The 26,980-nt window shown below is 69.4% G+C and carries 24 protein-coding genes and 1 tRNA gene; 12 read left to right on the top strand and 13 right to left on the bottom strand.

The features are described 5' to 3' along the window. Positions 1-8 precede the first annotated feature (8 nt). From VF632_RS16505 to VF632_RS16485, 5 genes are all read right to left on the bottom strand, one after another. Positions 9-2,420, bottom strand: a complete 2,412-nt coding sequence (locus VF632_RS16505) for an Ig-like domain-containing protein (protein ID WP_331024023.1) — start codon at positions 2,418-2,420, stop codon at positions 9-11. Between the two features lie 189 nt (positions 2,421-2,609). Further along, positions 2,610-3,098, bottom strand: coding sequence for a hypothetical protein (locus VF632_RS16500; RefSeq protein WP_331024022.1), 489 nt, complete (start codon positions 3,096-3,098; stop codon positions 2,610-2,612). Between the two features lies 1 nt (position 3,099). After that, the gene (locus VF632_RS16495; protein ID WP_331024021.1) at positions 3,100-5,802 is read right to left on the bottom strand and encodes an IPT/TIG domain-containing protein; all 2,703 of its coding nucleotides are present in this window, start codon (positions 5,800-5,802) and stop codon (positions 3,100-3,102) included. 271 nt (positions 5,803-6,073) lie between these two features. Next, positions 6,074-6,157, bottom strand: a tRNA-Leu gene (locus tag VF632_RS16490). 14 nt (positions 6,158-6,171) lie between these two features. After that, positions 6,172-6,936, bottom strand: coding sequence for a hypothetical protein (locus VF632_RS16485; RefSeq protein WP_331024020.1), 765 nt, complete (start codon positions 6,934-6,936; stop codon positions 6,172-6,174). A gap of 159 nt (positions 6,937-7,095) precedes the next feature. Between VF632_RS16485 and VF632_RS16480 the strand changes: the two genes are divergently transcribed. The 6 genes from VF632_RS16480 (at position 7,096) to VF632_RS16455 (ending at position 12,923) form a co-directional block, all read left to right on the top strand. Further along, positions 7,096-7,761 (top strand): TetR/AcrR family transcriptional regulator, encoded by a 666-nt coding sequence (locus VF632_RS16480; protein WP_331024019.1) that lies wholly within the window; start codon positions 7,096-7,098, stop codon positions 7,759-7,761. Between the two features lie 41 nt (positions 7,762-7,802). Further along, positions 7,803-8,630, top strand: coding sequence for an enoyl-CoA hydratase/isomerase family protein (locus VF632_RS16475; protein ID WP_331024018.1), 828 nt, complete (start codon positions 7,803-7,805; stop codon positions 8,628-8,630). Positions 8,631-9,016: 386 nt separating this feature from the next. Continuing rightward, the gene (locus VF632_RS16470; RefSeq protein ID WP_331024017.1) at positions 9,017-10,486 is read left to right on the top strand and encodes an aldehyde dehydrogenase family protein; all 1,470 of its coding nucleotides are present in this window, start codon (positions 9,017-9,019) and stop codon (positions 10,484-10,486) included. A gap of 88 nt (positions 10,487-10,574) precedes the next feature. Then, a complete protein-coding gene (locus VF632_RS16465; RefSeq protein ID WP_331024016.1) occupies positions 10,575-10,871 on the top strand; it encodes a type II toxin-antitoxin system HicB family antitoxin in 297 nt (98 codons plus the stop codon). 61 nt (positions 10,872-10,932) lie between these two features. Continuing rightward, positions 10,933-12,138, top strand: a complete 1,206-nt coding sequence (locus VF632_RS16460) for an acetyl-CoA C-acyltransferase (protein ID WP_331024015.1) — start codon at positions 10,933-10,935, stop codon at positions 12,136-12,138. Continuing rightward, positions 12,135-12,923 (top strand): enoyl-CoA hydratase/isomerase family protein, encoded by a 789-nt coding sequence (locus tag VF632_RS16455; protein WP_331024014.1) that lies wholly within the window; start codon positions 12,135-12,137, stop codon positions 12,921-12,923. Before VF632_RS16460 ends, VF632_RS16455 begins: the two co-directional genes overlap by 4 nt. Positions 12,924-12,953: 30 nt before the next feature. Here VF632_RS16455 and VF632_RS16450 read toward each other — a convergent pair whose 3' ends face one another. Then, positions 12,954-14,369: an ATP-binding protein gene (locus VF632_RS16450; RefSeq protein WP_331024013.1), complete on the bottom strand. Its 1,416-nt coding sequence runs from the start codon at positions 14,367-14,369 to the stop codon at positions 12,954-12,956. A gap of 327 nt (positions 14,370-14,696) precedes the next feature. Between VF632_RS16450 and VF632_RS16445 the strand changes: the two genes are divergently transcribed. Next, the gene (locus tag VF632_RS16445; protein ID WP_331024012.1) at positions 14,697-15,155 is read left to right on the top strand and encodes a surface-adhesin E family protein; all 459 of its coding nucleotides are present in this window, start codon (positions 14,697-14,699) and stop codon (positions 15,153-15,155) included. 69 nt (positions 15,156-15,224) lie between these two features. Here the strand turns inward: VF632_RS16445 and VF632_RS16440 are convergent, their stop codons facing one another. Then, the gene (locus VF632_RS16440; protein WP_331024011.1) at positions 15,225-16,385 is read right to left on the bottom strand and encodes an FAD-dependent oxidoreductase; all 1,161 of its coding nucleotides are present in this window, start codon (positions 16,383-16,385) and stop codon (positions 15,225-15,227) included. Positions 16,386-16,574: 189 nt separating this feature from the next. Here VF632_RS16440 and VF632_RS16435 point away from each other — a divergent pair, with 189 nt between their 5' ends. The 3 genes from VF632_RS16435 (at position 16,575) to VF632_RS16425 (ending at position 18,628) form a co-directional block, all read left to right on the top strand. Beyond that, positions 16,575-17,435 (top strand): 3-hydroxyacyl-CoA dehydrogenase family protein, encoded by an 861-nt coding sequence (locus tag VF632_RS16435; RefSeq protein ID WP_331024010.1) that lies wholly within the window; start codon positions 16,575-16,577, stop codon positions 17,433-17,435. Then, complete coding sequence (locus VF632_RS16430) at positions 17,432-18,214, top strand: enoyl-CoA hydratase/isomerase family protein (RefSeq protein ID WP_331024009.1); 783 nt, start codon at positions 17,432-17,434, stop codon at positions 18,212-18,214. Before VF632_RS16435 ends, VF632_RS16430 begins: the two co-directional genes overlap by 4 nt. A gap of 117 nt (positions 18,215-18,331) precedes the next feature. Continuing rightward, positions 18,332-18,628 carry a DUF6916 family protein gene (locus tag VF632_RS16425; protein WP_331024008.1) on the top strand — a complete coding sequence of 99 codons (297 nt, stop codon included), beginning with the start codon at positions 18,332-18,334 and terminating at the stop codon, positions 18,626-18,628. An 86-nt stretch (positions 18,629-18,714) separates the two neighbouring features. Here VF632_RS16425 and VF632_RS16420 read toward each other — a convergent pair whose 3' ends face one another. Beyond that, positions 18,715-22,200, bottom strand: a complete 3,486-nt coding sequence (locus VF632_RS16420) for a beta strand repeat-containing protein (protein ID WP_331024007.1) — start codon at positions 22,198-22,200, stop codon at positions 18,715-18,717. A gap of 786 nt (positions 22,201-22,986) precedes the next feature. Here VF632_RS16420 and VF632_RS16415 point away from each other — a divergent pair. Next, the gene (locus VF632_RS16415; RefSeq protein ID WP_414682900.1) at positions 22,987-23,493 is read left to right on the top strand and encodes a phage tail protein; all 507 of its coding nucleotides are present in this window, start codon (positions 22,987-22,989) and stop codon (positions 23,491-23,493) included. Positions 23,494-23,603: 110 nt separating this feature from the next. Continuing rightward, positions 23,604-24,416 (top strand): hypothetical protein, encoded by an 813-nt coding sequence (locus VF632_RS16410; protein WP_331024005.1) that lies wholly within the window; start codon positions 23,604-23,606, stop codon positions 24,414-24,416. 33 nt (positions 24,417-24,449) lie between these two features. Here VF632_RS16410 and VF632_RS16405 read toward each other — a convergent pair whose 3' ends face one another. From VF632_RS16405 to VF632_RS16385, 5 genes are all read right to left on the bottom strand, one after another. Beyond that, positions 24,450-24,749 carry a DUF6916 family protein gene (locus VF632_RS16405; protein ID WP_331024004.1) on the bottom strand — a complete coding sequence of 100 codons (300 nt, stop codon included), beginning with the start codon at positions 24,747-24,749 and terminating at the stop codon, positions 24,450-24,452. Next, positions 24,742-25,239 carry a GNAT family N-acetyltransferase gene (locus VF632_RS16400; protein ID WP_331024003.1) on the bottom strand — a complete coding sequence of 166 codons (498 nt, stop codon included), beginning with the start codon at positions 25,237-25,239 and terminating at the stop codon, positions 24,742-24,744. Before VF632_RS16400 ends, VF632_RS16405 begins: the two co-directional genes overlap by 8 nt. A 134-nt stretch (positions 25,240-25,373) precedes the next feature. Then, complete coding sequence (locus VF632_RS16395) at positions 25,374-25,901, bottom strand: phage tail protein (RefSeq protein WP_331024002.1); 528 nt, start codon at positions 25,899-25,901, stop codon at positions 25,374-25,376. A gap of 13 nt (positions 25,902-25,914) precedes the next feature. Next, a complete protein-coding gene (locus VF632_RS16390) occupies positions 25,915-26,433 on the bottom strand; it encodes a phage tail protein (RefSeq protein ID WP_331024001.1) in 519 nt (172 codons plus the stop codon). 15 nt (positions 26,434-26,448) lie between these two features. Further along, positions 26,449-26,949: a phage tail protein gene (locus VF632_RS16385; RefSeq protein ID WP_331024000.1), complete on the bottom strand. Its 501-nt coding sequence runs from the start codon at positions 26,947-26,949 to the stop codon at positions 26,449-26,451. Positions 26,950-26,980 lie beyond the last annotated feature (31 nt).

Raw genomic sequence — 26,980 nt, 5'->3', positions numbered from 1 at the left:
GCCAACCGCTACTTCCGGCGGAACACCGCGACGCGGACGGTCGAAGGCGGGCTGGCGCCGCCCACGCGCAGGCGCACGGAGGCGAAGGCACTGGCGGGCACTCCCACGCGCGAGAACGCCGCAGACCCGCCGTATGCCAGCGTGATGTTGTCGGTCACCCCGTTCCCCGGCGCGCGAACGGCCAGCGGATAGCGGTCTCCCGCGGTGTAGTTGATCCAGTTGTCGATGATGTCACGGACGTTCCAGCTGGGAAGCGTGTACTGCGCCGGTGTTCCGCTGCCGAGCGCGTCGTCGGCGTACGTGGCCGCGACGAAGTCCCGCGCCCAAGGCATGGGGTCCGTGCCCAGCGCATTCTGCAGGTTCACCAAACCCGTGTCCTGGGCCGTCTTCACCAGCGCCGCCCAGAACGTGCCCTCGGTGCCACCCTTGCGGTCGGCCGCGTAGCGCAGGAACGACCAGGCCGCGCCGCGGGTGGGCAGGTTGTCGTTGGCCTGGAAGAAGCCGCCCGTCGTCGGCGAGAGCAGCCACTGGCGCAGGCGCCCCGTGTTGGACTCCATGTACGAGAACCATGCGCTCTGCACCGCGCCGCCGTCGAACAGCTGGGCGCCGCCCAGGTTGGCGCGCGCGCTCGTCCCGGAAACGTGGTAGAACATCAGCTCCTCGGCCACGTGCGCCAGCCCCTCGTCCAGCCACGTGGCCTCGAACCCATTGGCATTGTTCACGTACATCCGCCGCGACGCGTTGATCAGGTGCTCGAACTCGTGGGCCAGCGTTCCCACCGTCTTGCTCTTGACCAGCTCCACCGTCCGCACGTTGCCGTTCACCGTGCCGCCAGGATCGGCCGCCAGCATGTAGAACATCTCGGCGCGGTTGCTCGAGGCGCACTGCGCCGGCTCGAACAGGTCGCGCGCATACACGAAGCCGCCCACGTACGCGCTGGATCCCGGCGGGGTGAGCTCGTTCACCGCGCGGGTGTAGAAGGCGATCACGCGGCCGCCGTTCTGGTCCAGGTCCGCCGGCTCGCCGTAAGCCGCGGTGATCGCGGGCCACACCTGGTTGTCGAAGGTTTCGGCGATCGCCGCGTAATCCGCGACTGTCAGCCCCCCGGATGGGTTCGTGGTGTCGGCGACGATCACGATGCGCGTGCCCACGTGCACCACGCGGCCCGTGCGGTTGTCGGGGGCGCTGCAGGGCTGGTCCGTCTCCACGTTCAGCGTCATCAGGCCGCCCACCACCGGGACACCGGGGGTGACGGCGCGCCGCGGCGCCGGACTGCGTGCCATGCCGCGGGCCATCAGCGGCCCGAGCACCCGCCGCTCCGTTTCCCGAAGCCGCGTCTCCCACCTGTCGTCGCGCTGAAGCCCGCCCGCCAGGCTGAACCCGGCGCCGGGGAGCCGCGCCGGGTTCGGGCCCCCGCTTGCCGGAACGATGCCAGACGAGGTGAGCCCCAGCGTGAGGCCTCCCGCCGTGCTGGGCGAAAGGTTCATGGGCATCACGGTGTACTCCGCCCCGCCGGTGGTGCCAGGCAGGCAGATGTCCGCGCCCGCCGGCATGTCGGCCACGTACACGCCGCCGACGGCGAGGTTGGGGCAGACGGAGATCTTCGCCGCGCCGCTGCGTACGCCGCTGCTGGCGGAAATCGTCACCGCGCCGGGGCTCACGCCGGTCACCACGCCCCCGGCCGTCACCGTGCCGATCGCCGCGTCGGAGGTGCCCCAGGTGATGGTCTGCCCGGGGATCACCCGCCCGACCACGTCGCGCACGGTCGCCGTCAGGGGCTGCGCCGAATCGGCCATCAGCGTATCCGCCGGCGGGCTGACGTCCACCCATCCATTGGGATAAGGAACCTGGGCCGCCACGTACACCTTGAAGGTGAAGGTGGCCACGGTGGGGTCCACCGTGAACCGCCACGTCACCTCCTCCGACGTGGCGTCCATCGCCAGGTTGCCGTCGTACTGGAAGTACGGCGCGTCGCCGCTCAGGAACGTCGCCGTTCCCGAGGCGTTCCTCACCGACACGGCACCGGTGGCGCTGGCAGGCATGGAGGCGAAGAACACCCGCACGCCCGCCGGGTCCGGCGTGGTGCCGTTCGTGGTGCCCAGCGGCTGCGGGATGAGGTTCTGCACCGTCGCGTCGAACCTGAACGTGCTGTCGGCGGCGGTATACGCCGCGTTCGTGCCGGACATGAACACGAACTCGCCCTGCCCGCCCACGATCAGCCCCGGCGCCTGGCCGGTGGACGGAGTGGCGGACCGGCAGCTCACCGCGCTAGATGTCACGCGGGCGGTGCAGTCCAGCACGGCGAGATAGGGCGCGTCCGGCGCTTCGACCGGGAGCGCGACGGGCCCGTCCCCGGAGCACGCGGGCAGGAGGGCGGAAAGCACGAGCGCGAGTGCGCCCAGGCGGAACTTCGGGGTCATGGGGTGGGGGCAGATCGGGATCGGAGAACGCGGCGGGGCGCCGCGGTATGGGTCGTGGCTACAAAGATGGTGTGAGGCCAGGTCCTCGTCAACGATGCGTACACCTCGCACATGTTCCGCCGGCGTGTGAAGAACGAACCGGCCGCTCGCCCCGAACGGGACGAGCGGCCGTGTTCTTCATCCCGCGGGCTAGCGCGGGTCGGCGATCACCCCGAACGAGTCGGGAGCGCGGTCCAGCGGCCCGGCCAGCCACACCCGCGCGCCGATCGAGGAGCGCAGGGTTTCGGGAAGGCGGGCGATGGGGAGCCGCCTTCCGTCCTCGGTGACCAGCGCGAATCCCTGCCCCTCGCGCGCCAGGATGCCGTCCACCGCCGGGACGCCGCTGGCGGTTCGGACCGCCACCCGGGCGACGGCGAAGCGCCCTCCGGCGGCGCGTTCGCCCCAAACGGTCACCTCGAGGCCGGTGAGCCGCCGCAGCACCCCGGCGTCGCCGTCCAGCGCCACGTCACGGGTGCCCCCGGCCACGCGGAGCACCACCCAGGACGCCGGCTCCGAGCCCACGACGTCCACCATCCCCCGGAGCGAGTCGGCGGAGACCGCCTTCGCGGCGGGGGCGGGGGTGCCCCGCGTACACGCCAGCAGCGCGAGGACGCAGGGAACGAGGAGGGCTCGCCGCACCCTACTGCAGGCGCGCGACGGCGATGCGCAGGTTGGAGGACGGCGCTCCACCGCCGTTCGCCTCCAGCCGCAGGAGCTGCGCGGCCGTCTGCGTGCCGGTGAACTCGTAGTATCGCGTTCCGCCCCCGCGCAGCGTGAGGGTGCTCAGCGTCGCGACGCCTCCGAAGCTCAGCGGCGTGGGCACCAGCGGAAACGGCGTCGTGTACGTGCCGGGCAAGTCGGCGTTCAGCCCCGCGTAGATGCTGCGCAGGTTCCACGTGGGAAATTGCAGGTCGAGGCTGGGTGCCCCCGACAGCGCGGGATGGTCGTCGGCGTACAGCGTGAGCCCCCACCCGCCCAGCAGCTGGTCGATGGAAACACCCGCGCGCCCGCTCAGGTTGGTGACGCCCGTCGTGGTCGAGTTGGTGAGCGCCGTCAGGAACGCCGCGTCGGACGCGCCGTAGCGGTCGATGGCGTAGCGGACCAGCGACCACGAGATGGCATAGTAATTGGACCCGGCGTCGTCCTGCGACGGCCCGAACGGCGAGTAGAAGCGCGCGTTCTGGCCGATCAGGTGGTTGTTCAGCGACGCGAAGTGCCGCTGCATGATCGCCGCGGGGCGGCGCGTGTTGGCCGAGCACTCGGGCCAGCTCGGCGGCACCCGCACGTCGCAGTAGACGTTGATGGGGTTGGCCGCGCTGCCGTAGCCGGTGTTCGCCTTCCACGCCACGTTGTCCACCGCGTTCCTCATCCACAGCTCCTCGGAGTGCCGTGCCGTGCCCTCTTCCAGGAACGCCGCCTCGAACGGCGCACCATTGGCGACGCGCGCCGACATCGACGCCACGTGCTTGCTCTCGTGGATGAAGGTGGAGCGGATGGTACGGTACCAGTTCTCGGCGGTGTTTCCGCTGTAGCCCGCACCGGCCGTGACGGGCTGGTAGGCGTAGAAGTACTCGCCGAAGTTGCTGGAGCCGCTGGCCCCGGTGCCGGTGTACGGCCCGCCCACGGCCGGCGTGCTCGCATCGTCGTTGGGATACTGGTCGCAGCTCACCACGAAACCGGCCACCCCGGTGAACGAGGTGTTGATGCGCGGCGTGAACAGGGCGATGAGGATCCCGTTGTTGTCGGTCACGGCGTCCCGCCGCAGGATGTCACCGAAGTTGGTCCGGACGATGGGCTCCATGTCGGCGTTGAACTGGTCGCCGATCTTCTGGTAGTTGGCCGCCATCGTGGGGTTCAGCGAACCCTTGAACGCGTCGGGGGTGGCGTCGTCTTCGTAGATGGCGATCTTGCCGTCGAAGTACACCCTCGTGGCGCTCACCACGTAGAAGCTGTTGCAGAAGCCGGCCGCGGCGATGTTCGCCACCCGGAAGGTGCGGCTGAGGGGCGGATCGCCCATCACCACGTTGCGGTTGACGCGGCCGGTGCGCGTTCCCCCCGCACCCGTGCCGAAGCGGCCGCGAAGCCGCTCGTACTCCACGCGGTTCTGCTCCAGCAGCCAGTGGTGGCGCTCGTCGGTCACGCGCTGCCGGGCGGTTTCCATCTCCTGCTGAAGCGACGCGGCGGGTCGCAGCGGCTGCTCGGCCACGGGCTCCGCCTGCAGCTGGGCCGGGGCGGCCAGGTCGCCGTCGCCCGAGAACTGGAAGGGCGTGTTGGACGTGGGCGACGAGCTGACGCTGAACACCGTCACCGCGTACCGCGACGCGGCGCCCGTGGCCGTGAGCTCGTTGCAGTGCGAATCGGTGGAGCTCGAAAGCACCAGCGCCTCCCCCACTCCCACGGTGCGCTGCGTCACCTGCAGCGGGTGCGTGAGGCTACGGCCCGCCATCCCGCCCTGGCTGACCGTCACCGGCACGGAGCCCGAGGCGGTGCACGGAACCGTCACCGTCAGCGACGTGCCTCCCGCGCCGCCCGTCACCGTGGCCGCGCGGCCACCAATCGTGACCGTATTGCTGCCGGGCGTCGCGTGGAAGTTGATCCCCGTGATGGTGGCGCTGGCCCCCGGCACCAGGGTCGCGGGGGAAACCGACGTCACCTGCGGCGCCACGCTCGCCAGGGCGCCGGACGGCATCTCGGTCGCCACGTACACGGCGAAGGTGAACGAGGTGGCCCCACCCATGTTGAACCGCCACTGCTTGGCGGCCGACGCCTCTCCCGGGGCCAGGATGCCGTCGGCGCCCAGCTCCGCCTGGTCCGTCCCGCCGATGCTTCCGCCGTACTGGTAGTACGCCTGTCCCGGCGCCGTGAACTCGGCGGTCTCGGTGGGGTTGGCGACCGTCACGATGCCGCCGCTCCCCGAGGGAGGCGCGATCAGGAACACGCGGATGCCGCCATCGTGGCGCGCTGCCCCGGTTGCCGTGGCCATCGCCTGGTTGGACAGGTTCTGCACGGTGGCGTTGAACGAGAAGACCTGGGTTCCGGCGTCATACGCCGCACCGGACGACGCCATCCGCACATAGAGGCCCTGGCCGCCCACCGTCCGCTGGTCGAAGCGTGGCGCGGGGCCCGGGACCGGAGCCACGGGTGCTGCGCCGTCGGGATCCGCGCATTCCACCGTGCCGCTGGCCACGTTGGCCGCGCACTCCAGCCGCGCGATCACCACCGTGGGGACCGGGGCTTCCCGATTCGCCCGGGTGGGCGCGTCGTCGCATGCCGCGGCGGCCAGCGGCGCGCACAGGAGAGCCAGTCGCCGGGAAACCGGCAGGCGCGCAAAAAACGATCGCATGGGGTGCTTGCGGGACCAGGGGGGCGGTGCACGGCCGGGAACGTGGCGCATGCGCGTAATTTGAGGGATTCCAAATCTGAAGATCGCGAAGATCCCGCGCAGCGTCAACGGCCCCGAACGGGACACGATTTCCAAAAAACAGAAAAATGGTACAGGCGGCGCGCGCCTCGCCGGGAAAGGGGCCCGGGTTGCCGCCGGAGACACACGGGGGCGTGGGGAGGGAACTCCACAAACGAACTGGCCCGCCCCACGAGGTGGGGCGGGCCGGAAGTGCCCGGAGTCGGACTCGAACCGACAATCCCTTGCGGGAGGCAGATTTTGAGTCTGCTGCGTATACCGATTTCGCCATCCGGGCGGACGGCCGCAAAACTAACGGAAAGGGCTCGCGGGATCAACCACCGCCGGGGCGGGCGCGCCTTCCAGCAGTTGCAGCGCGTACACGGCGCGGCGCAGCGCGCGGATGCTGTCGCCCGAGGCAAGCCCGGCGCGCGCGCCCAGCAGCAGCGCACGGGCGTTCCGCTCGGCCGCGCCCGACGCGGCGCCCGCCTGCAGCCGGGCCTCGGCGCTGGCCAGCAGCCGCAGCCCCACGGCCATGGGGGACTGCTCGCGGGCGGCCAGCGTTCCCTCGCTCAGGTGGCGCACGGCGGCGGCGGTGTCGCCCGCGGCCAGGGCGGCGCGGGCCGCCTGCGCCCGGGCGGCGACGGACGCGGCGGCGGCGGCCAGCTCCGGGTGGGCGCCCAGGTCCAGCCGGGCGCGCGCGCGGTCCGTCCACGCCTCGAGCGCGGCCAGCGCACCCAGCATCCGCCCGGCGTCGGGAGCGTGCGCCACCCCGGCGGCGGCCTGGCGAAGGGCCTGCGCCTCCAGCCGCAGCGCCTCTTCCGGCCGGCCGGCGGCGCGGGCCCGCTGCGCGCGTGCGCGAAGCGCGTCCACCCCGGCGCGGTGCGCGGCGGACAGGTACGGCAGCCAGGTTTCCGCCCGCGGCAGGCCCCGCGGCTCGGCGACGGCCACCCAGGCCCGGCCGCCCGCCACCTGCACGTACGAGGTAGGCGCGGTGGGCCCGTCGTCGCACGCGGACACCGCCAGGAGCGCGGCCGCGCAAAGCACCGCCAGCGGGCGGAAGACGCGAAGGGGCATCGGGTTGCGAGCAGGAACGGGTACCGCGGGAATGGAAGACAAACATAGGGCGGCGGGGCGCCGACGGTCAAGCGCCGGCCCGCTCCGTACGCTTGACACCCTTTCCGCGCGCGGGATAGGTTGACGGACGTTCGAACACGGTTTCCCGGACACCCGCAGATGAGCACGGACGAGCGCAGCGCGTACGACGAGAAGCTGGAGAGCATCCTTCGCGCGGCCGCCCGCATCTTCGCCGAGAAGGGGTACCACCAGGCCAGCATCCGCGACATCGCGCGCGCCACGGGCGTCAGCCTGTCGGGGCTGTACTACTATTTCAACAGCAAGGAAGAGCTGCTCTTCCTGATCCAGGACCACGCGTTCGGCACGCTGCTGAACAACCTGGAGCGGCTGCTGGCGGGCGAGGAGCAGCCGCACCGGCGCCTGCGCCTGCTGATGGAGAACCACCTTCGCTACTTCATCGCCAACACGGCCGAGATGAAGGTGCTCTCGCACGAGGCCGAGGCGCTGACGGGCGACTTCCGGCGGCGGGTGAACGCCAAGAAGCGGCGGCTCACCGAGATCGCCCTCGACATCTTGCGGGAGATCCGCCCCGGCGGCGACGTGGACCTGCGCGTGGCGACGTTCGCCATGTTCGGGATGATGAACTGGCTGTACAACTGGCACCGGGCAGACCGCGACGTTCCGCTGGACAAGATCGTCGACGACATGTACCGCATCTTTCTCGAGGGATTTCAGCCCGCCGGCGCCAAGGTTCCGGCGCTGGCGCGCGAGGCCACGCCCGGCGAATCCCGTCCGTCGATCTGGCGCTCGGGCGCCGACGAGTAGCGCCGCGCCCGAACCTTTCACTTCACCACCGGAGCAACCTGATGGCAACGCTTGCCGCTGACGTGCCGACCGAACCCCAGACGCTGGTGCACTACGAGGTGCAGGACGGCGTGGCGATCTTCACCCTCGACGATCCGCCGGCCAACACCTACACGCACGAGATGATGCGCCAGATCGACGCGTGCATCCTGCGTGCGCGGTTCGACAACACGGTCGACGTGATCGTCATCACGGGCAAGGGCGAAAAGTTCTTTTGCGCCGGCGCCAACATCAACATGCTGCAGAAGGCCGATCCCACCTGGAAGTACTACTTCTGCCTTCACGCCAACGAAACGCTGCTGAAGCTGGAGCACACGCCCAAGCTGGTGATCGCGGCGCTCAACGGCCACACGGTGGGCGGCGGGCTGGAGATCGCCATGGCGGCCGACCTGCGCATCGCGCGCCGCGGCGCCGGCAAGATCGGCCTCCCCGAGGTGGCGCTGGGCGTGCTTCCCGGCACCGGCGGCACGCAGCGGCTGACCAAGCTGGTGGGCACCAGCAAGGCCATCGAGCTGATGGTTCAGGGCAACAACATCGACTTCGACGAGGCCGCGGCCATGGGCATCGTCAACCGGGTGATCGACGCCGAGGGGCGCGACGCGTTCCTGGCCTCGGTGCTGGAGTACGCCCGCCAGTTCACGCGCCCCAACAAGGCCACCTTCGCCGTCGGCAACATCAAGCGCTCGTGCCAGAGCGGCGCCGAGCTGCCGCTGGAGCAGGGGCTGGCGCTGGAGCGCGAGCTGCAGGCGCTGTTGTTCAACTCGCAGGACGCCAAGGAAGGCCTGAACGCCTACGTAGAAAAGCGCACCGCGCAGTTCACGGGCAAGTAAGCTTCGCAGGTCCGATCGGGAGGGAGCCTCGTGCTCCCTCCCGTGGTATTTGGGGTACAGGGCCGCACGGGCGAATGAATTCGCTGCAACGACCACACGAAGTCCACCTGCGTGGACTGGCTTGCCTGGGTGGGAGTTCCGCTTCGTCGCGCGTCCGGACATAGTACTTTCTCCCCCTCCCCTGCGCAGCGGGGGAAGGGGGCCGGGGGGAGGGGGCTGCCGCGGCATTCGAGGCACCCGTTCGAACCCCGATCGAAGTTCTCCCCTCTCCCGGCGCAGTTTGCCGGGGGAGGGGCCGGGGGAGGGGCCCGCCGCGGCATGCACCGGCACCTCTTCGAACCCCGATCAAGTTCTGGCAGGCACGCACCACATCGAAACGAGCGCACATGACGGATACGGCGACGCTGGACATCCAGCCGGGACGGCTGTTCATCGGGGGCGAGTGGCAGGACGCCGCCTCGGGCAGCACCTTCGACACCATCAACCCCGCCACCGCCGAGCCGCTGACGCAGGTGGCCGAGGCGGGCGCCGAAGACGTGGACCGCGCCGTCCGCGCCGCCCGCGAGGCGTTCGAGAGCGACGCGTGGCAGAACCTGGACGCCCGCAAGCGCGGCAAGCTGCTGTACGCCATCGCCGACCGGCTGGAAGAGCGCGCCGACGAGCTGGCCGCGCTGGAAACGATGGACAACGGCAAGCCCGTGCGCGAGGCGCGGATGATCGACATCAAGGAGTCGATCGACTGCTTCCGCTACTACGCGGGGTGGGCCGACAAGATCGCCGGCGACGTGATCCCCGTTCCCGGGCCGTACCTGAACTACACGCGCCGCGAGCCGGTGGGGGTGTGCGGGGCCATCATCCCCTGGAACTACCCGCTGCAGATGGCCGCGTGGAAGGTGGCGCCCGCCATCGCCTGCGGCAACACCGTCGTCCTGAAGCCCGCCGAGCAGACGCCGCTCACCGCCCTGGAGCTTGCTCGCGCCGCATCGGACGCCGGACTCCCCGCCGGCGTGCTGAACGTGATCCCCGGCTTCGGCGAGAGCGCCGGGGGCGCGCTGGTGAACCACCCTGACGTGGACAAGATCGCCTTCACCGGCTCCACCGCCATCGGCAAGCTGATCCAGCGGCAGGCGGCGGATTCGCTCAAGAAGGTGTCGCTGGAGCTGGGCGGCAAGAGCCCCAACATCGTGCTCGACGACGCCGACATCGAGGCGGCCGTGCGCGGCGCCAGCATGGCCATTTTCTACAACAGCGGCCAGGCGTGCACCGCCGGCTCGCGCCTGCTGGTGCACGAGAAGATCCGCGACGAGTTCGTGGAAAAGCTGCTGAAGCGGGCGGCGGGCTTCGTTCCGGGCGACCCCATGAACCCCAAGACGCGCTTGGGGCCGCTGGTGTCCGAGGAGCAGCTGGACCGCGTGCTGGGGTACATCGAAAAGGGCAAGCAGGAGGGTGCGGAGCTGCTGCTGGGCGGCGACCGCGTGGAGGTGGGGGGCAAGCGCGGCTACTTCCTGAATCCCACCGTCTTCGGCAACGTGACGCCGCGGATGACCATCGCCTGCGAAGAGATCTTCGGCCCCGTGCTGGCGGTGCAGACGTTCAGCGACATGGACGAGGCCATCCAGATCGGCAACGCGTCGGAGTACGGGCTGGCGGCCGCGGTGTGGACCCGCGACGTGAGGAAGGCTCACCACGTCGCCCACAAGCTGCGCGCGGGAACGGTGTGGATCAACACCTACCACAACCTCGACACCGCCTCGCCCTTCGGCGGCTACAAGCAGTCCGGCTACGGACGCGAGCTGGGCCGCTACGCGCTGGACCTGTACACGCAGGTCAAGAGCGTGTGGGTGAACCTGGCGTGAAACACAGTGCGTGAGTGCGTCAGTGCGTGAGTGCGGAAGGGGCCCACTCACGCACCGGCCTCTCTCTATTCCGGATGGAGCGCTTCACATGCCGATGAAACCGGTGTTCGAGAAGACTCCCACGGGATACATCGCCTGGGTGGATGGACTGCCGGGGGCGCTCACGCAGGGTGATTCTCTGGAGGAAATACGCGACAGCCTGGCCGATGCGGTCTTACTCGTCCTGGAAACGCGGCGGATGATGGGGGCGATCGATGCCGGAGGGCTCTGGCCGCCAGCACGGATGTCTGATCCGCTGCCCGACCATTTCGACGCGGGCGATCATGGGTGGATCAGGCAGCCGTTCATCCTGCGGCTCGATCACTTCCTGGTCCTCAATGGCTGATGCACGCGGAAGGCACCGACTCACGCACTGCCGCACTTCCGCACTCACGCACTTCTTCTCCATGACTGACGCATACATCATCGACGCCTGCCGCACGCCGGTGGGGCGGTTCAACGGCTCGCTCGCGAGCGTGCGCCCTGATGACCTGGCCGCGACGGTCGTCCGGGCCATCGTGGAGCGCACGGGCGTGGACCCCGCCCTCGTGGACGACGTGATCTTCGGGTGCGCCAACCAGGCGGGCGAGGACAACCGCAACGTGGGGCGGATGGCGCTGCTGCTGGCCGGACTTCCCGTCTCCGTCCCCGGGCAGACCGTCAACCGCCTGTGCGGCTCGGGGCTGGAGGCGGTGCGCAGCGCCATGCACGCCATTCGCGCGGGCGAGGGCGAGCTGTTCATCGCCGGAGGCGTGGAAAGCATGACCCGCGCGCCCTGGGTGATGCTCAAGCCGTCGGAGGGCTTCGCCCGCGGCGTGCCCGAGATGGCGGACTCGCTGCTCGGCTGGCGCTTCGTCAATCCGAAGATGCCGGCGGAGTGGACCGTCAGCCTGGGCGAGACGGCGGAGATCGTGGCCGAGGAGTACGAGGTCAGCCGGGCGGACCAGGACGCGTTCGCGCTGCGCAGCCAGCAACGGGCCGCCGCCGCCATCGCCGCCGGCCACTTCGCGAGCGAGATCGTGCCCGTCACCATCCCGCAGCGGAAGGGCGCGCCCAAGGTGGTGGACACCGACGAGCATCCGCGCGCCGACACCACGCTGGACTCGCTGACCGGGCTGAAGGCGGCGTTCCGCAAGGAGAAGGGAACGGTGACCGCCGGCAACGCGTCGGGGCTGAACGACGGCGCGTCGGCGCTCCTGGTCGCTTCGGCGGAGGCCGCCCGGCGCATGGGCCGAAAGCCGATGGCGCGCATCGTCGCGAGCGCCGTCGCCGGGGTGGATCCTCACCGCATGGGCATCGGCCCGGTGCCGGCCACGCGCAAGGCGCTGGCCCTCGCGGGGCTGTCCATCGGCGACATGGGGCTGGTGGAGCTGAACGAGGCGTTCGCGGCGCAGTCCGTGGCCTGCGTCCGCGAGCTGGGAATCGACCCCGAGATCGTGAACGTGTCCGGCGGCGCGGTGGCGGTGGGCCATCCCTTGGGCTCGTCGGGTGCGCGCATCCTCACCACCCTGGTGCACGAGATGGGGCGGCAGGGCGTGCGCTACGGGCTGGCGTCCATGTGCATCGGCGTGGGCCAGGGGATTTCGATGATCGTGGAGCGGGTGGAACCGTGAGCGATACCATCCGGCTGTCCGTGGAGGACGGCGTCGCCTGGATCACCCTCAACCGCCCCGACCGGCTGAACGCCTTCGCCGGCCGGATGCGCGACGACCTTCACGACGCCATCGACCGCGCGGCCACGTCACCGGAGGTGCGGGTGATCGTCATCACCGGCGCGGGCCGCGGCTTTTGCACCGGCGCCGACGTGGAGGTGATGAGCGACCTGCTCGCGCGCGGCGACGACACGACGTTCGAGGGGCTGGTGGAGGCCGGGATGCGCGTGGTCCGGCGCCTGGCTCAGGTGGAGCAGCCGGTAATTGCGGCGGTGAACGGCCCCGCGGCGGGCGCGGGCGCGTCGCTGGCGTTGGCGTGCGACTTCCGCATCGCCTCGGAGCGTGCGACCATCGGCTTTACCTTCAACCGCATCGGCCTGCACCCGGACTGGGGCGCCACCCACTCCCTGCCCCGCCTGGTGGGCCCGGGGCGCGCGGCGGAGCTGGTGATGACGGGGCGGATGGTGGATGCGCGCGAGGCCGAGCGCATCGGCCTCTTCCAGCAGGTGTTCGCCGACGACTGGTTCCTCGACGAGGTCCGCAAGCTGGCGAAGGAGCTCGCCGCCAAGCCGCCGCTCGCCCTCACCCTGGCCAAGCGCACCCTGGCCGCGTCGGCCACGTCGGACCTGGACACCATGCTCGCCGCCGAGCGCGAGCAGCAGATGCGCTGCTTCCGCAGCGCGGACGCCAAGGAAGGCATCACCGCGTTCAACGAGAAGCGGAAGCCGGTGTTCCGGGGGGAGTGATCCAGGAAGGGCCGGCGGACAAGGAGCGACTCAGGGGTCCCGCAGATCTTCGGCGGTGATCAGGAGGACCGTTCCCTCCGCTGCCGCTCTCCGCACCTCGTCGTCGGCCTCGCCACGTCCGGTAAACAGCGCCAGGTGCACGCGCGTCGTCCCGGCGAGTTCGGCGGCGAGCGTGTTGGCGCGCTGGCGCAGGGTTGCCAGGTGTGCGGAGGTCACCCGTCCCCACTTGCATTCGCCCACGAGCAGTTCCCCGCCCGATCCGATCGAAACGATATCCACCTGGTTTTGCGACGTCGCGTCCCACCATTCGCCGACGCGAATCGGCCTGAACGGCAGACGATGGGTGCGGCGCACGAAATCCCGGCAGACCTCCTCGAACACCGGGCCCATCACGTGGTCCAGATCGGGCAGCACCACCTCGGCCCACAATCGCTCCGGCTCAACCAATCCCAAGCTGCCACCATTCACCAGCCGGATCACGGTCCGGTGCCAGAACGCGACGTAGGGGTCGATGATGCGGTACAGCACGCGCTTGGAGCGACGCGGATTCTTTTCCGTAATCGGAACGATACGCGCAATCACCTGCATCTCTTCGAGCCACTGCAGGGGACGCTGCAGAGCACCGCCCAACCGCCCCACACGCTTCGTGATCCCGCTCCAGGTCTGCTCTCCACCCGCGATCGCCTCGATGATGGAATAGTGGACGTGCGCGTCGGATGTGAATGCGTCCAGCATGTGCTGTGCATCGTCCACCAGCCGCCCAGCTGAAGACAGCAGAGCGGCGGCCGCGTTTTCCGGAAGGGACCGCTCCGGGTCCAGCAGGCTCAGGTGCCCGGGAAGATGCCCGAACAGGCCATACGCCACCAATTGGTCTCGCACGCCATATCGCGGCATGAAGAGCGCCGCGTCGGCGAAGCCGAATGGGTTCACGATCAGCTTGGCTGTGCGCCGCCCGTACAGCGGCTGATCGATTTGCTCGAGCTGGTTCATCGCCGAGATATAGGAACCGCTCAGGATGAGCTTCATCCCCGTTTTCTGCCAGTCGTGGTCCCAGGCGCTCTGGATGATCGACGTAAGCGCGGGGGCGGCGGCGGCGAGGTACGGGAATTCGTCGAGCACGAGCAGGAAGGGGTTCCCGCCTGCCCGGTCCGTCACGTAGGCGAACAGTTCCTCCCATGAGGGAAAGTTGATGCCGCGGCGGAGCGCCGCATCGTGAAATCGAGCGCCTACGATGCGGCTGAGTGCCGCTAGCTGCTCGGCCTCGGTTCGACGCGTAGCCTGGTAGTAGATGCCGTCGACCTGCCTCGCGAACCGCGAAAGGATGAAGCTTTTCCCTACGCGGCGCCGCCCAACCGCAAATACCAGATCAGGGCGGGCCTTGTCCCAGACCTCCTCCAACATCCGCCATTCAGCGTCGCGATCGAGTACTTCTGCTGGTTTGGGCATCGGCAGTCAGCGATCATCCAGTCGCGATCGGGAATTCAACCTCAAACTACCACAAGCGGAACTACCAATGTTGGTAGTTCCATTAGTGGTAGTCAAGTGGCGAGTGACCGCGGGTTGTGACGAGAAACGAAAGCTACCAAGGTGCGGGGCGGCGGGTGTCCTGCTGACCCGGCGGCTCAGCGTCAGCCTGCTTGCAGTAACCAGCAACACTGTCGTGGTCCGCCACGTAGTTACGTGGCGCAAGCCGCGCCCGATTCGTACTTTGCCACTCGCCCGCCTCGCCAGATCCCGTGGCGCGGTGCTCACTCCACCTCTGCTGCTCACAACTTGATCTCTCGTTTTCCGCGCGGCTTGATCATCCCAGCCATGCTCGTCCTGGCCGCCTGCGGCAGCGACGTGACGCCCGAGGGGCTCGCCCCGGCGCCCTGGTTCACCATTGGCAAGGGGCCGGTGGGATACACGTCGCTGGATACGACGCGCATCCAGAGTGATGGATCGCGCCGCATCGTTTGGGTACGTACCGACTTCCTGGCGCCCGACTCCGCGCCCCGCCTCCCCGGCGCGGTCGTAAAGGCCCGCGAGACGCGTCACGTCCTGGAATGCGGCGCGCGGCGCGTCACGGACCTGGAGACGATCCTTCGCGACAGCGTGGGCAAGCCGCTCGCGGAATCCTCCGCCGGTGGCGTGGCGCGCGCCTTCGAGGCGCATCCGTACGGCCCCAAGATGTTCCCGACGGTGTGCAACGCGATCAGCATCACCGCGCGGCACCGACAGCAGGGCCGATAGAGGATTGATGGGAAGCCTCGCGCAGATTGCGAGGCTTTCCATCTTCGTGGCGGCTTCAGCCACTCCCGTTCACAGGAATTCCGACGCCGCGTTCGGCTGGTCCTCGGCGAAGCGCGAGGGACGCAGGGGATGGACGTCCATCGACGACGCCGCTCCGTCCAGGATGATTTCGGCCAGCAGCTGGCCCAGCGCGGGCGAATGCATCACCCCGTGCCCCGACGACCCGTTCGCCAGGTACAGGTTCTCCACCCCCGGCGCCGCGCCCAAGAGCACGTGCCGGTCGGGCGACATCTCGTACAGCCCCGCCACGCATCGCTCCCGGTCGATCCTGGCGTCGCGCAGGCACGGCACCCAGCGGCGGGCGCGGGAAACGACCTGCGGCAGCCAGTCGGGATCCAGCGTGGTGTCGAACGGGTCGCTCGTATTCGGCTGGTCCGACCAGAGCAGCAGCACCCGCCCATCGCGAACGCGCAGGTGGAACTCCGCTTCCAGGAAAGCGGTGAGCGGCATGCACTCGGGAAGCGCGTCGAACGGCTCGGTGAAGGCCACCTGGCGCCGGAGCGGCCAAACGGGAATCTCCACTCCCGCCATCGCGGCGACCGCGCCCGCCCATGCGCCTGCCGCATTCACCACCGCCCCCGCGGCCACCTCGCCCCGGTCCGTGTGGACGGAAACGATCCGTCCCCCCTCCATCCCGAAGCCCTGGACCGCCGTACCGTACTCGAAGCGCACGCCCATCCGCCGCGCACCTTCGGCGTAGCCCTGCAGCATCTGCATCGGCCGGATGAACCCGTCCGTTGGGCAGTGCACGCCGCCGACCAGGCCCTCCACCGAGATCGCCGGGTTCACCTCCCGGGCCTCCTCCACCGACACCCGCCGCGGCTCCGTCGCTCCGAGCGCATGCTGCATCGCCTGCGCCTCCAGCAGCGCATCCAGCGTCTCCTGCCTCTCCGCCAGGAAGAGGTAGCCGCAGGGACGGTAGCCGGGGTCTACGCCCACCTCGTCCGCAAAGCGAAGCAGCTTGTCACGCGAGAGCAGCGACAGGCGCACGTTGGGCTCCGATCCGAACTGCACGCGAAAGCCGCCCGTCGCCCGGCCCGTGCTCCCCGCCCCGGGCTCGGCACCCGCATCCAGCACCAGCACGCGCGTGCAGCCGCGCGCGGCCAGGTGCCACGCCACGCTGGCCCCGATCACCCCTCCGCCCACGATCACCACGTCGTATCTCTCCACCGGCTCCTCCCCGGAACGAGCGACCCTGCCGCGAGTGGATGAATTGTGAGCCCACGCGCCGCGCGTGGAAAGAGGCGGCGGTGGCGAGCCGCCACGCCCGCGCATACTTTCCCGCGGACGCACAGCCGCGGGCGCACTGCCGTCCGCATTCACGACCAGAGGGCGAACCCAGTGGCGGATGACCAGACGATGAGCACCGTCGCCGTGCTCGGCGCGGGAACCATGGGCAACGGCATCGCGCAGGTGTGCGCGATGGCCGGCTACGCCGTCGCGCTGTCGGACCCTCAGCCCGACGCGCTGGAGCGTGCCGTCAACACCATCCGCGGCAACCTGGAAAAGGGCGTGGACCGTGGAAAGGTATCCATCGAGACCCGTGACCGGGCGCTCCAGGGGCTGCGCAAGGCCAGGAACGTGGCCGACGCGGTGGGCACCGCAGACCTGGTGATCGAGGCGGCGCCGGAAAGCATGGACCTGAAGACGGCCATCTTCCGAGACCTGGACCGCCTGGCGCCCGCGCACGCCGTGCTGGCCACCAACACGTCGTCGCTCAGCGTCAGCCGCATCGCCGAAGCCACGGGGCGGCCAGGGGCGGTGATCGGCCTGCACTTCTTCAACCCCGTGCACATCATGAAGCTGCTGGAGGTGGTGCGCGGGCGCGAGACGTCGCAGGAGACGCTCGACGCCTGCCTCGCCTTCGCGCGGCGGATCGGCAAGGAGCCCATCGTGGTCACCGACACGCCGGGGTTCGCCTCGTCGCGGCTGGGGGTGGTGCTGGGGCTGGAGGCCATGCGGATGGTGGAGCAGGGCGTCGCCAGCCCCCAGGACATCGACAAGGCCATGGAGCTGGGCTACAACCATCCCATGGGCCCGCTGAAGCTGACGGACCTGGTGGGGCTGGACGTCCGCCTGGGCATCGCCGAGTACCTGCACGGCGAACTGGGGGGCGAGCAGTACCGCCCGCCGGAGCTGCTGCGGCGGATGGTCACGGAAGGGAAGCTGGGAAAGAAGAGCGGCCAGGGCTTCTACGACTGGACGCAGGAGGGCCGGTGAGCGCGTACGAGCTGCTGCAGATCGAACGCGACGGCGCGGTCGCGATCGTCACCATCAACCGCCCCGAGAAGCGCAACGCCCTGAGCGCGCAGGTTCGCGCCGAGCTGATCGCCGTGCTCGACGAGTTGCGCGACGACGATTCCGTGCGGGTGCTGGTGATCACCGGCGCGGGCGACAAGGCGTTCGTCGCCGGCGCCGACATCGGCGAGTTCGCGCAGCGCACGCCGCTGGAGCAGAGGGCGGCGATGACGGGCCGCCGCGTGTTCGACGAGGTGGCGGCGTATCCCAAGCCGGTGCTGGCCATGATCAACGGGCTGGCGCTGGGCGGCGGGTGCGAGCTGGCGCTGGCCTGCGACGTCCGCCTGGCGGCCGACACGGCCAAGCTGGGGCAGCCGGAGATCAACCTGGGCATCATCCCCGGCGGCGGGGGCACGCAGCGCCTTCCGCGCGTGGTGGGCACCGGCCAGGCGATGCGGTTGATCCTGTCGGGCGAGATCATCGCCGCGGCGGAGGCGCTCCGCATCGGCCTGGTGGATGTCGTCCACCCCGCCGCCGAGCTGCGCGAGCGCACGCTGGAGTTCGCGCGCGGGATGGCGGCCAAGTCTCCCGTGGCGCTGCGCATGGCCAAGTCCGCCGTGCGCGCCGCCGCCGAGATGCCGCTGGCCGCGGGGCTCCAGTACGAGACCGAGGCCTTCATCACCTGCTTCGGAAGCGACGACAAGCGCGAGGGCGTGGCGGCGTTCCTGGAGAAGCGCCCAGCGGAGTTCACGGGGCGATGAGCGGGGCGCAGGGGGGCGGCCACGCCCTGATCGCGCGGCTGTGCGGCAAACGCGGAATCGCTACATTACGTCCGAGACTTGGTCAGCGCCCCTCCACACCCAAGCACACAAACAACCATGCTCGATACGTTTACGATTGAAACTTTTCAGCCGCGTCTTGGCGAGCTCTTCACGATCGTGCTCAACGAGGAGAACCGCCTGCCGACGAAGCTGACGGAGGTGTTTCCCTGGGGCGGTGAATCACCGGAGCGGCCGCGCGTGGCGTTCTCGCTGATCTTCCACACCGTCCCGCAGGCGGTGGTCCCCCAGGGGATCTACCGGGTGGAGAACGAGAACATGGGACCGTTCGAGATCTTTCTGGCCCCGATTGGTCCCGACGAGCGCGGGATGCGCTACGAGGCCGTGTTCACCTGATACGCGGCGGCGGGGTCCCACGCACGCGGGGCCGGTGGCGAATGCCACCGGCCCCGCGTTCATCTACCGGGCGCGCCCGGCGCGGTTCAGGGTGTGTTGCAGCTTGCGACCGGGGTGAACGTGCCCGTGCCTGCGGTGGTGCTCACCGCACCTCCACCACCCGACAGGGTGTTCTGGCCCGCGAAATACGTGTTCACCGCCGTCACCCCATCCCAGCCTTCGAGGCGAATGGTGGGCGCCGCCGCCGGGATGCCGGAGGTGCGTGCGCGCAACCCGTTGCGAACGCCGGTGGAGACGTTGTTCCTGACGTCCAGGCAGACCGTGGGGACGTCGGTGCTCAACGCACCCGGCAGCACGTTGATGCCGTCAAGAGCGCCGGCCGACAGGTCACTCACGTCGTTCCCCTCGATCCGCGCCTCGAGCGTGGTGCCGGGGCTGCTGGCGTCCACCGCGCTTACGAAGATGCCGTGCTGCCCCACCCTGCGGATCTTGTTGTTCACGATCGCCACCCGCGTGCTCCCGCCGCTGCCGTTCGACCGCACCTGGATCCCGTTCGCCGAGACCGTGGTTCCCGACCCGGCGATACCCGCCGTGCCGATGGTGTTGCCGGAGATGGTACCTTCCAAGGCACCGAACGCCGAGAAGCTGGAGCTTGCCAGCCTGTTGACGTTGATGGGCACGCTGCCGTGGCGCTGGAAGTTGTTCCCCGCAAAGCTGAACGACGCCGTTCCGCCGGACCCGTGCACCAGTTCCAGCCCCGCGGTAGTGTTGTCCGTGAAGTGGCTGCCGGTCACCGTAAGGTTCACCGACGCCGCCGAAGCCAGCGCGGTGGAGGCCGCGACGCCACGTGAGCGCGTTCTCGCGATGCTGTCGTTTTGCAGCGCAACCGCCATGCTGGCGTTCCCCGCAGCGCTGAGATGCAGACCGGTGTCACCGCTGCCGCCGGTGCCCGTATCGGTGATGTTCGTGTTCGAGATGGTCAGGCTGAGCGAGCCGCTTCCATTCACCACCCCGAACACCGTCTCCTGCGAGTGGTGGACGACGCTACGCTCCACGGTCGCGATGCCGGAGAGGCCGTCGAAACGCACGTTCCAGACATCCGCCGCTTCCACCGCCCCGGCGAGGGTGGCGTTCTGACCTACGTCCGAGTGAACGATGCTCAGCCCCGAGACGCCGGTGCCGTGGACACCGTGGCTGTCGGCGTGGCCGGTGATCAGCGCGTTGTCCAACGTCAGGCCGGCAACGTTTTCCGCCTCGATTCCATCGCCGCCGTTGCCCTGCACGACCAGGTTGCGGAGCACCACGTCGGTCGCGCCGCTCAGGAAGACACCGGCGCCGGTCACCCCTGAAATCGTGCCGCCAGAGCCCAGCGCGACGATGCCGCCGCCGTTCCGAGCCGTGGTCCGGCCGCGCGTGGCGTTCAAGGCATCGCTCGCGCCGTCGCCGGTGACCTGGAAGCCGCCGCTGCCCGTGTTCGCCAGCACGATCGCGTTCGCGCCGCCAGTCGCCGAGACGGAGTAGAAGCTGATGCCCGCGGGCGCGCCGATGCCGGTGTTTTCGATGCGGACGGCCGTGCCGCCCATGCTGGTCGCCGTGTTCCCCGCCCCCGTGACCGTCACGGTGCCACCGCCCGTAGCCGAGAACGCCGTTCCCGTGGTGGTGGCGATCGCCAGACCGCCGCCGCCGAACGAGATCTCGGCGCCAGCGTTGTTCGACAGCGACACGCCCGGGTTGGCGCCGGTAGCCAGCGACTTGCTGCTCCCCGTGAACGCCACGCTCCCCGCGGAGTTGTTCTGGACGGCAATGCCCTGCCCCGTAGAGGCAATGGTGCCGCCGAAGGTCAACGCTCCGCCCGTGCGCCCCGTCACCGAAACCGCCAGCGGACCGGCGACGGCGATGTCGCCGCCATAGCTGAAGCCGCCTGCGCCGCCCAGCACCTGCACCGCCGGCCCGCCCGCGCCGGTGATGGCTCCGCCCGCCGCCGAGAACGATCCGCCCACCCCCACCAGGCGGATTCCCGCCCCGGGGCTGCCGGCCGAAGACAACGAAGCAAAGGCCCCGGAGACGTTCCCCGCGGACAGGTCCAGCGCCGGCCCGCCCTGGGCGGACACGGAGACGGCACCCACCAGGAGAGAGCCGAAGCCGGAGCCCCCGATTCCCGCGCCGGCGGCCGAGGTCACCTGCAGCCCCTGCACCACGTTGCCGGCGGCGACCTGCACTGTCGTACCCGACGCCTTCGCGATCGTGGGGGCCGAGCCCGCGGCCAGCAGAACCAGCGTCTGGCCGTTCACAGTAGCCGTCACGTTCGCGGCCACCCCCTGGCCGGTCAGCGACTGCCCCGTCTTGAGGGTGATCCCGCCGTCGTATGCTCCTGCGCCCGTGCGGATGAACAGCGTTTCGCCGGGCGCCGAAGCGCTCTCCGCCCCCGAAAGCCCGCTGAAGGGCGATGCGTCGCGCCCGTCGCCCGGCCCGGCCGCGGCGTTGTCCACGTACCAGACGCGGTACGCCGATACGACCGACGCCGCGGCGCTCGAGGTGGCCTGCCCGTCGGTCACCGTGTAGCTGAAGCTGTCGGTGCCGGTGAAGCCGGCGGCGCTCAGGTAGACGAAGCTGCCGTCCGCGTTCACGGTCACCGTGCCGCCGCCGGTGGTCGGGTACGAGCCCGCCACCACCTGCAGCGCGTTGCCCTCGCCATCCGTGTCGTTCGCCAGCAGCCCGGGCGCGGGGACCGGCACCGTCACGTTGCCGATCGCCTGGAAGGTGTCGGGGTGCACCACCGGCGGGGTATTGGGGTTCGAGACGGTGAGCAGGGCGGTGTCCGACGCGCCACCCGACGTGGCCGTGATCGCCGCCTGCCCCGTCGCCACCCCCGTCGCCAGCCCCGACCCGTCGACCGTCGCCACCGCGGCCGCGGAGCTGGACCATGTCACCGGGGCCGCGGGGATGACGTTCCCGTGGAGATCCGTCACCGTGGCCGTGAAAGGCTGGGTGCCACCCACGGCAACCGAGGCCGAATCGGGGTTCACCGCTACCTGCGCGGCGATCCCCTTTTCGATGCGGAACTTCACGGGGAGAGTCTGGCCGGCGACCAGGGGTACGAACTGCGTCTGGTCCACCGCGTTCTTCTCACTGCCCGTGCGCACGACGTCCACGTCGGCGTAGCCCAGCCGGAAGGTTCCCACGAACACCTGCACGCGGTAGAACTTGGCGGGGTCCAGCGACTTGGAAGTGTTCCAGTTGGCGATGTAGTGCTGTGCGGCCGCATCCACCCGCACCGATGACGATCCAGCGCCGAACGGGAACGAGGCGATCACGGGCCCGCACGCCGGGCCCGCGAGCTGGCAGATCTCCACGCGGGGCTGCAGGCCCGCGTCGAAGGTGCCCGTATACGACGCCGCGGACACCATCGGGGGCAGGAAGTAGAACCCAGGCACGGCACCGCTGTGCGCCGCGTCCGAAAGGGCGGCGTCCGCCGCCGCGTCATCCAGGGCCGTGGGCGAGGTCATGTCGCCCGTGCAGGCGGCCAGCGCGCAGAGCAAGGCTGTGCGCGTCACGTACTTGGAACGGGACATCGGGAAGCTCCTCGAAAGGTAAGGAAGGGCAGTCGGGAAACGCCCTTACACCCCTCTCCCGCTGGCGCGAGACGAGCGAGAGAGAAATTCGTCTGATTCCGGGGGAAAGAGACTGCCCTGGACCGGGTGGAAGGTGTCGGGGGCGCAAGCACCCGCTGACGGTTGCATGCTTCGGCGACAGATTATCTGGCAGGAAGCGCGCCCGATTGTGTGAAGCCGAACAGCGGCACCACTCCGACGGATCCGGGTGCCTGGCTGTCGCTCCGGCCCCGAAGGTGAGGCATAACCGTCCCACTTCTGGGGCAGAAAATGCACACTACCAGCCCGCTTCTGCAGAGGAACCGAGAACCGCGGGACGGCGCTGCCGCCGTGCGGGATGGAACGGCCCCATGGACGCGGCAGGGCTCGAAGGGCCTGAATCCGCTTGACTTCAGTAACGATCTGCGCGAAGTTGCACTCCTCTCCTGGCCCACGCTGCCTCCGCGCCGGTACCCGTTCCCATGGCGTCGCGTATCTCCCCGCGAGTGGCACGGCTGCTTCGGCTCCCGGAAAATCCACCTACCTGCACCCCCAGCTCCCATGATCATTCTGCCTGAGGAACACGAGCGGAGTCCCGAGGACATCCGGGCCGCCAACCAGATTACGCGCCGTGAGGTCCTGCGCCGCGTCGCGTTCGGAGCCGGCGCCGTCCTGCTCCCCGGCCTGCTGGCCGCCTGCGTCGACGAAGACTTCAACCCGCTCGGAACCGAGGACGGTGAAACGGATGCGGGGAAGGAGGTCGGAACGATGAACGGCTCCGAGGCCTTTCTCTCGGAAATCAAGATCGTATCGTTCAACTTCCCCCCCAAAGGCTGGGCGTTGTGCAATGGCCAGCTCCTCCCGATCAACCAGAACCAGGCGCTGTTCGCGCTACTGGGAACGACATACGGCGGCAACGGCCAGACCAACTTCGCCCTGCCCAACCTCCGGGGGCGGGTGCCCATCCACTTCGACGCCTCGCACAACCTGGGGGAAGCGGCGGGCAGCACCAGCGTTACCGTGAACAGCCAGCAGCTGCCCACCCACACCCACCCGTTGCTGGCATCAACGACGGATGGCGACACGCCGGTGTCCACGAACACCGTGCTCGCGGGCGCGCCCCAGAAGGTTTACGGGCCCGCGACGAGCCTTACGACGCTCAACCCGGTCAACGTCACCAGCGTGGGAGGCAGCCAGCCTCACAACAACATGATGCCCTACCTGGTGCTGAACTTCATCATCGCGCTGCAGGGCATCTTCCCGTCGCGCAACTGAGCGCCAGGCTAAACGGGCAAAGGCATCCTCCGCCTTGTGGAGCCGGTCCGGTCGTGTTCGGGCCGGCTCTACGCATGTCACCTCCCCCGGTCTTCCTCCCCCGATCCACGATGAACCAGGGCGCCATCCGACCGTCCGCCGTCTTGCGCGCCGCCGCGATCTTCCTGGGGGCGCTGTGTGCAACCGCATGCCGGGACCGCGCCGCAGACGCGCCGGAGATCTCCGCCGGCGAACGCGCGGCCTTCACCGCCCCCGCCGACAGCAGCCTGACGCCCGACCAGGTAGACCGCTACCTGCGCACCATGCTCGCCCAGTTCGACCTGGTCACGGCAGAAGCGCCAGCCATGCACCGGCTGATCGAGGCGGGAGAGGCCGGGGCGTCAGAAAAGCCGGAAGCCGGGCGCGACCGCCCGATGAAGCGATGGAGCGACTTCCTGACGGCGACTTACGTACGCGCGGCGAGACGCGCGGACGCAAACCCGGCGGAGATGGAATACGTGGGAGACCGCATGCGCTGGGTGAGCGGCTACCTCTCCGCCCGGCGGGCGCAGGCATCAGGCGGTCAACTGGCCACGGTGCTCCGGCAGCAGGCCGAAGCCATGCGGGGGCAGCCGGGCGTCACGCGTGAGCAGATCGACGCCATGCTGCAGGCGGCGGAGCAGGCGGAGCGGCAGACCGTGCAGCCCGCGCCGCCGATGCTTCAGCAGAACCTGGACGTGCTGCGGAGTGGGCGTGGAAAGGTGACGGACGAGATGTGGATCCGCATCGCGAGCGTCAGCGGCGGGGTGGGGCTGATGGCACTGGGCGACCTGGCCGACACCACCGCCAGCGGACCCGCGGCCAAGATCGCGGAGCTGCGCGAGCTGTACGCTCACGCGCTGGAGAATCGCGCCTATTCCCCGGGAGGGGGACGGACGCCCTGAGGGTGAACTGATCGAGGGAGCGCCCGTCGCGAGTCAGGCGAAGATCACCTCGAACCGCGGTCCGTGGCGGTCAGGTTCGATGGGTACCACGAAGGCCTCGAACGGCTCCATGCCCGAATGTTCGAGCCGATACACGTGCTGCTCGAGCCGCGTACGCGGAGCCGCGTGGAACACGAGCGAAAACGGCTCGCGCGTGCGCAGGCGCGAACCGTCGCTGGGCAGCCGCGAGATCTCTGTGAGGAGGAGGGGCACCTCCTCGCCCTCCCTCACCCTCAGGTGGAAAACCTCACCCACGTGCGGCAGAAAGCGGTCGACGGTGAAGGCGTCAGCCATGGGCCTCCGCCAGCACCGCGCGCGCGCACGGCGGCCGCTCCATCAGCAGGTACACCCCGCGGTCGCCCGCCTGCACGAACCCGAGCCGCTCGTACAGCCGCCGCGCGGGGTTGAACACCTCCACGTGGATGCTCACCTTCCGTCGGGTGGCGTCGGCTTCGGCGAACAGCTCGCGGAGCAGCCGCGTGCCCAGCCCGCTTCCGCGGTGCTCCGGCATCAGCGCGATGTCGACGATGCGGATGTCGCCCGGCCAGCGAGCCACGTACAGGCGGCCGATCGGGGTTCCGTCGGCCACGATCACGTCCCAGCTCGTGTCGGTGTAGTTCTCCCGCCAGAACGCATGCTGCGCCTCGAACTGCTGGCGAACGAAGGCCGCCTTCTGCTCCGGCGCCCACGGCACCTGCCGCAGCTCGTCCTCACGCGTGGTGGCGTACAGCCGGTGTAGAAACTCCAGGTCGGCCTCGGTGGTGGGGCGCAGGGCGACGTTCATGGGGCAAAGGCCAGGGTGAAGGTGCGGTGGGCCGGCCGCCGGCACACCTGCCGGTTCCGTCGAATGTGTACCCTTGCAGGCGCAAAGCGGGCGGCCGCGTGGCCGCCCGCTTCGTTCGTTCCAGCCGTTCCGCGTCAGGGACGCTGTGGGAAGACTCCCTGCAGCGCAATGCAGAAGTTGAGGGTGAGGTACGGCTGCATGTTGTTGTGCGGCAGTCCGCCGCCGGCAAGCGCAAGCGCCTGCGGCGCCATCATCTGCAGGTTGGCCGAGGTGTTGGTCTGGTAGGCCGTGGCGTTTGCCGACCGGGCCAGAATGCGGTCCGGACCGGGCTGCTGCAGTGTGCCCGAGTCGGACATGGTGTTCACCGCGTGCGTGTGCACCGGGATCTCCGAAATGAGGAGGGTGATGTTTTCCACCCCGCTCATCTCACCCAGGTCCCGCAGGCTCAGCCCCGATCCCTGCCCCGGCTGCATGGGCGCGCTGCCCTGCAGGTCCGGCAGCGCAAAGGTGCTCTTGCCATCGCCGCCGTACACGGTGCCCAGCAGGGCGAAAAGCGCGGTGTTCTGCGAGAGGGGCATGAGCTGCCCATTGCAGAACGCCCATCCGGTGGGCGGAAAGTTGAACGGAAAGATGCGGATCTCCGCAAGGAATTGGTCGGACATGTCGTTTCGCTCCTCAGGTCTGGCTCGGGAAGATCCCGAACTGGGAGATGATGAAGTTGATGCAGAGGAACGGCTGCGTGTTCTCGTGCGGCTGGCTGCCCCCCTGAGGAGAAACCGAGTTGGGCGCCAGCGCACCGTCCGGCGAGTCCTGGATGTACATGTCCGCGATCACCGACTGGGCCAGCAGCGCTCCGGCCGGAGACTGGTCGGCGGCCTGGGCCAGGCTGGCGGTAAGCGAATGCGAGTGGTTGGGAATCTGCTGGACGGTGAGCGTCTCCTGCTCCGTCCCCGCCATCTCACCGATCTGGTACGTGGTGCCGTCCGGGCCCGTGCCCATGTGGATGGGAACCCGGCTCGCCAGGTTGGGCACGTTGAACGTTTCTTCCCCGTCCCCGCCATAGGTGGTGCCGATCAGCTGGAACAACACTTCATTCTCCGCGATGGGCAGTGTCTGGCCCTCGCAGAACAACCATCCCGCCGGCGGAAAGTTTCCGGCGAACATCCGGATCTCTCCGACATAAGGCTGTGCCATGGGGTGCGTCTCCGATCAGTTGCGAGAGGGGAAGATGCCCTGCAGGGCGATGACGAAATTCAGCGCAAGGTACGGCATCATGTTGTTGTGCGGCTGGCTGCCGCCCACGCTGGTCACGTTGATCGGGTTGAGCGTCGTAAGGCTCGTCGCGGGCCCGTAAACCTTCTGGGGCGCGCCCGCGAGCACGGTGCTCGTGGGCACCGGCGTGTCACCATCCGTCGTCGATGCCAGCAACGGGTGGGTATGGGTGGGCAGCTGCTGGATGCTCACGGTTACGCTGGTGCTTCCCGCCGCTTCCCCCAGAGTGTGCGAGGCGTCGAAGTGGATGGGCACCCGCCCCCGGAGGTTGGGCAGGGCAAAGGTGGTCTGGCCGTTACCGCCGTACGTGGTGCCCAGGAGCGCGAACAGCGCCTGGTTCTGGTTGATCGGGAGAAACTGACCGTTGCACAACGCCCAGCCTTTGGGTGGGAAGTTGAACGAGACGATCTTGATCTCCGATAGGAACGGTTCCGACATCGCTTTCCTCGTGGGGTGGGGTGGGTGACAG

It is taken from the genome of Longimicrobium sp. (genome assembly GCF_036388275.1).
GTDB lineage: Bacteria > Gemmatimonadota > Gemmatimonadetes > Longimicrobiales > Longimicrobiaceae > Longimicrobium.
The sequence above is the reverse complement of the archived record's forward strand: the minus strand, read 5'-3'. Positions and strand labels throughout refer to the sequence as shown.

Bases quoted from the DNA above. Each gene is read 5' to 3' on its own strand.
- VF632_RS16390 (WP_331024001.1), bottom strand. From the start codon at position 26,433: ATGGCACAGCCTTATGTCGGAGAGATCCGGATGTTCGCCGGAAACTTT.
- VF632_RS16495 (WP_331024021.1), bottom strand. From the start codon at position 5,802: ATGCGATCGTTTTTTGCGCGCCTGCCGGTTTCCCGGCGACTGGCTCTC.
- VF632_RS16425 (WP_331024008.1), top strand. From the start codon at position 18,332: ATGCTCGATACGTTTACGATTGAAACTTTTCAGCCGCGTCTTGGCGAG.
- VF632_RS16400 (WP_331024003.1), bottom strand. From the start codon at position 25,239: ATGAACGTCGCCCTGCGCCCCACCACCGAGGCCGACCTGGAGTTTCTA.
- VF632_RS16405 (WP_331024004.1), bottom strand. From the start codon at position 24,749: ATGGCTGACGCCTTCACCGTCGACCGCTTTCTGCCGCACGTGGGTGAG.
- VF632_RS16395 (WP_331024002.1), bottom strand. From the start codon at position 25,901: ATGTCCGACCAATTCCTTGCGGAGATCCGCATCTTTCCGTTCAACTTT.
- VF632_RS16415 (WP_414682900.1), top strand. From the start codon at position 22,987: ATGAACGGCTCCGAGGCCTTTCTCTCGGAAATCAAGATCGTATCGTTC.
- VF632_RS16480 (WP_331024019.1), top strand. From the start codon at position 7,096: ATGAGCACGGACGAGCGCAGCGCGTACGACGAGAAGCTGGAGAGCATC.
- VF632_RS16385 (WP_331024000.1), bottom strand. From the start codon at position 26,949: ATGTCGGAACCGTTCCTATCGGAGATCAAGATCGTCTCGTTCAACTTC.
- VF632_RS16465 (WP_331024016.1), top strand. From the start codon at position 10,575: ATGCCGATGAAACCGGTGTTCGAGAAGACTCCCACGGGATACATCGCC.
- VF632_RS16485 (WP_331024020.1), bottom strand. From the start codon at position 6,936: ATGCCCCTTCGCGTCTTCCGCCCGCTGGCGGTGCTTTGCGCGGCCGCG.
- VF632_RS16470 (WP_331024017.1), top strand. From the start codon at position 9,017: ATGACGGATACGGCGACGCTGGACATCCAGCCGGGACGGCTGTTCATC.
- VF632_RS16505 (WP_331024023.1), bottom strand. From the start codon at position 2,420: ATGACCCCGAAGTTCCGCCTGGGCGCACTCGCGCTCGTGCTTTCCGCC.
- VF632_RS16475 (WP_331024018.1), top strand. From the start codon at position 7,803: ATGGCAACGCTTGCCGCTGACGTGCCGACCGAACCCCAGACGCTGGTG.
- VF632_RS16460 (WP_331024015.1), top strand. From the start codon at position 10,933: ATGACTGACGCATACATCATCGACGCCTGCCGCACGCCGGTGGGGCGG.
- VF632_RS16420 (WP_331024007.1), bottom strand. From the start codon at position 22,200: ATGTCCCGTTCCAAGTACGTGACGCGCACAGCCTTGCTCTGCGCGCTG.
- VF632_RS16450 (WP_331024013.1), bottom strand. From the start codon at position 14,369: ATGCCCAAACCAGCAGAAGTACTCGATCGCGACGCTGAATGGCGGATG.
- VF632_RS16435 (WP_331024010.1), top strand. From the start codon at position 16,575: ATGAGCACCGTCGCCGTGCTCGGCGCGGGAACCATGGGCAACGGCATC.
- VF632_RS16410 (WP_331024005.1), top strand. From the start codon at position 23,604: ATGAACCAGGGCGCCATCCGACCGTCCGCCGTCTTGCGCGCCGCCGCG.